We start from the raw sequence: 3,397 nt of genomic DNA, 5'->3' as shown, positions 1-3,397 counted from the left end.
GCAGAAGCCTTCGCCGAAGCCCCCGCCGACGTCCCCGCCGACGCCCCCGCCGACCTCCTGGGGCAGGCCCACGCCCTCCTCGCCGAGCACCCCGTAGCCGACGGCTACAGCGGACTGCCCTCGGCGCTGCGCCACTTCCCCTGGTACCACCTGGACCTGGAACTCGGCGAGAGGGACGTGGACACCGATGTGCCGCGGATGCGCCGGGGACACGTGGGCGCGCTGTTCTGTTCGCTGCACCTGCCGGACCGGCTCAGCGGCGACCGGGCCGTCGGCGCCACCCTGGAGCAGTTGGACCTGGTCAGGGCGGTGGTGGACACCCACCCCGAGGGACTGCGCCTCAGCCGCAGCGCCGGGGAGGTCATCGAGGCCCGTAACTGCGGCCGGGTCGCCGTCGTCCTCGGCCCCGCCGGCGCCCCCGCCCTCGGCGACTCCCTGGGCGTCCTGCGCTGCCTGCACACCCTCGGCGTGAAGGTGTTCACGCTCTCGGGCGTGTCCTGGGCGGGCGAGGCCGGGCTGACCCGGTTCGGTGAGGAGGTCGTCCGGGAGATGAACCGCCTCGGTGCGCTCATCGACCTCTCCGGTGCCTCCGACGCCACGATCCGACGCACCCTCGAGATGTCCCGCGCCCCGGTCCTGTTCGCCCGCTCCGCAGCCCGCGCCCTGCGCCCCCACCCGGCCAACCTCCCCGACGAGGTCCTGGAGGAGCTCGGCACCGCCCAGGGGCTGTGCCTGGTGCCGCTCACCGCCGAGCAGACGGGCCCCTCCGTACGGGACGTCGCGGACCACCTCGACCATGTGCGCGCGGTCGCCGGCCCCGAGTGCGTCGGCCTGTCCGGGACGTACGACTCCGGGGCCGCCCACCCGCAGGAGCTCACCGACGCCTCCTGCTGGCCGCACCTCGTCGCCGAGCTCATCTCCCGCGGCTGGACCGGGGACCAGCTCGCCCTGCTCACCTGGGGCAACGTCCAGCGCGTCCTGCGCGGCACCGACTTCACGGCCCAAACGGTCCGGCAGCGCCGGGAGCCGTCGACGGCGAGGATCACGGAGCTGGACGGGTAGCTCCCAGGAAGTCCTTCTTCCGGTGCGGATCAGCAGGCATCAGCAGGCGCAGAGGCAGAACGGGTGTCCCGCCGGGTCCGCGTAGACCCGCCAGTTCCGCGACCGGTCCTCCACGTCCAGCGGCTTCGCCCCCAGCGCCAGCACCCCCTGCTCGGCCGCGTCCATGTCGTCCACGGTCAGGTCCAGGTGGAACTGCTGCGAGGCGTCGGGCGCGGGCCACGCCGGCGGTACGTGACCGGGTGCGGCCTGGAACGCCAGCGACTGACCGCCGGGCACCTTCAGGTCCACCCAGTCGTCGTCGCCCTCGACGGTGCCGCCCAGCACCCCGGCGTAGAAACCGGCGAGCGCGCGCGGGTCGGGACAGTCCAGGACGACGACGCCCAGCTTGGCGAGAGCCATGACTTCCTCCTCGAAGCCTTGGTTACCCATACACAGCGGCAACCGGTAACGGTTACCTCATGCTGCCGCACATGAGGTAACACGGCAAGCGGAAAACGCCGTCATCGGGAACGCCGCGATCGGAGGTACCGTCGCTGGCATGAGTGAGAGAGCGCCCGCACCCGACGGCCTCGCCCTGGTGGAGGCCCTGGTGAACACCCTCGACATCGAGTCGGGCGCCGACGTCCTGGACACCGCCGAGGGCCGGGACCGTTTCGGGATCACTCAAGGGGACCTCGCGGACGTCCGGGAACTCCGCGAGTCGCTCCGCGCCGTCTGCCTGGCCCACGCGGGCCACCCGCCGCACCACGAGGTGACGCCCCTGGGCGAGCTGCTGGCGCGGGCGCCGCTGTACGTCGTGGTCGACGCGCGGGACGGCTCGGCGGCCCTCGCCCCGGCCGACGAGGGCCCGCTGCTCTCCCGCGTCGCGGCGGCCGTGGCCCAGGCGGTCACCGCGGGCACCTGGCTCCGCCTCAAGGCCTGCGAACTGCCCGAGTGCCACTGGGCGTACTACGACCGCAGCCCGGCGGGCCGCGGTCGCTGGTGCTCGATGTCGGTGTGCGGGGCGCGCGCGAAGATGCGCCGCTACCGCGCGAAAGCCTGACCCAGGGCCGGTCAGGGCCGGTCCCACAGGCCCTGGGGGGCGGCTTCTAGTCCCCGCCGCCGCCCTCCCGCGAGGCCGCCGCGCGCGAGCCCACCAGCAGCAGGCACAGCACGGCGACGCCCGCCACCAGCCCGGCCAGCACGAGCAGCGGATCCAGGGGGCGGGCCGCCGACACGGTCTGCTGGGCCTGCGGTGCCGTGGTCGTGGGCGGGGAGTCCACGGCCGCCGGAGAGGCCATGGACATGCTGGGGGACGCCGACGGCGAGCGGGCGGTATGTGTCGTCCGCGCCGCAGGTGCCCTCGTGCTCGGTGTCACCGCCGTCGCGGCCCGCCCGGGCACCGTCGCACGATGCTGCCCGGACGAGGACCCCGAGTGGTCGTGGGTGGCGGGCGCCGCCGGTGTCGCGGGCGCCGCGGCGCGGACCACGATGCCGGCCGTCATGTCCGGGTGGACGGTGCAGTAGTAGCCGTACGAGCCGGCCTCGGTGAAGGTGAAGCTCCAGCTCTGCCCCTTGTCCAGCATGGGGGAGTGGAACGAGGCCGGGCCCGAGGTGGTCTTCACGTCGTGCGGTGCCGTGTCCTGGTTGGTCCAGGTCACGGTGGAGCCGACGTCGACCGTCAGCGTCCCCGGAGCGAAGGCGTACCCCTTCATCACCACCCGGTACGAGGCGGCCGCCGCCCGCTCCGGTGCCGCGAACAGCAGGGTGGGGAGGGCGAGTACGACGAGCACGGCACCCAGGGCCGCCCGCCGTGCCGCCCTCACGAGAACTCCGCGGCGACCAGCAGCCGCAGCCGCGTCGCGGGGCACAGCCGGCCGAGCCGGAACCCGGTGGCCCGGCGCAACAGGCGGTACGGCAGCCGGGCGGTGCCCACCACGAGCAGCCGGTCGTCGGCGCGCTCGACGACGCGCAGCCACAGCAGGGCGGGGAAGAGGACGCCACCCAGTTCGAGATCGGCGAGCAGCCGCAGCCGGCGGCCGCCGTCGAAGGGCTCGACGTGCTGGGAGACGAGGACCGCCCTGGACGCGGTGAGCGCGGACCGCGGCCCGAGGCCGCCCAACTCGAAGCGGAAAACGGGCTGTTCTGAAGGACCGCACGCGACGGCGCCGGACACGTCCTCGTCGGACACGTCGGTGTCCGGCACGGTCAGTGAGGCCCCGGTGAGGGTGACGCGGCGGCGCCGGGTGGGCAACGGGCCGTACCAGCCGGTGAGTTCGACGAACGAGCGGCCGGGCGCCACGGCGTACCGGCCGGACCGCGGCAGCCGGACGGCCCCGCCGGGCGACTCCGGCGG

At 74.4% G+C, this 3,397-nt stretch carries 5 protein-coding genes; 2 read left to right on the top strand and 3 right to left on the bottom strand.

The features are described 5' to 3' along the window. Positions 1-1,062: dipeptidase (locus FNH08_RS47380; RefSeq protein WP_152778094.1), on the top strand; the 1,062-nt coding region annotated here is incomplete at its 5' end. A 39-nt stretch (positions 1,063-1,101) separates the two neighbouring features. On the opposite strand, the gene FNH08_RS47375 is transcribed toward FNH08_RS47380, so the two are convergent. Beyond that, a complete protein-coding gene (locus tag FNH08_RS47375; RefSeq protein WP_152778093.1) occupies positions 1,102-1,461 on the bottom strand; it encodes a VOC family protein in 360 nt (119 codons plus the stop codon). Positions 1,462-1,600: 139 nt separating this feature from the next. On the opposite strand from FNH08_RS47375, the gene FNH08_RS47370 reads away from it, so the two are divergent. Next, a complete protein-coding gene (locus tag FNH08_RS47370; RefSeq protein WP_152778092.1) occupies positions 1,601-2,104 on the top strand; it encodes a CGNR zinc finger domain-containing protein in 504 nt (167 codons plus the stop codon). 46 nt (positions 2,105-2,150) lie between these two features. Here the strand turns inward: FNH08_RS47370 and FNH08_RS47365 are convergent, their stop codons facing one another. Then, positions 2,151-2,867 carry a cupredoxin domain-containing protein gene (locus FNH08_RS47365; protein ID WP_322726578.1) on the bottom strand — a complete coding sequence of 239 codons (717 nt, stop codon included), beginning with the start codon at positions 2,865-2,867 and terminating at the stop codon, positions 2,151-2,153. Next, positions 2,864-3,397, bottom strand: a 534-nt coding sequence (locus FNH08_RS47360) for a hypothetical protein (protein WP_322726577.1), incomplete at its 5' end; no start/stop codon positions are given. The genes FNH08_RS47360 and FNH08_RS47365, both read right to left, overlap by 4 nt.

The organism is Streptomyces spongiae (assembly GCF_009377185.1).
GTDB classification, from domain to species: Bacteria; Actinomycetota; Actinomycetes; order Streptomycetales; family Streptomycetaceae; genus Streptomyces; species Streptomyces spongiae.
The sequence above is the reverse complement of the archived record's forward strand: the minus strand, read 5'-3'. Positions and strand labels throughout refer to the sequence as shown.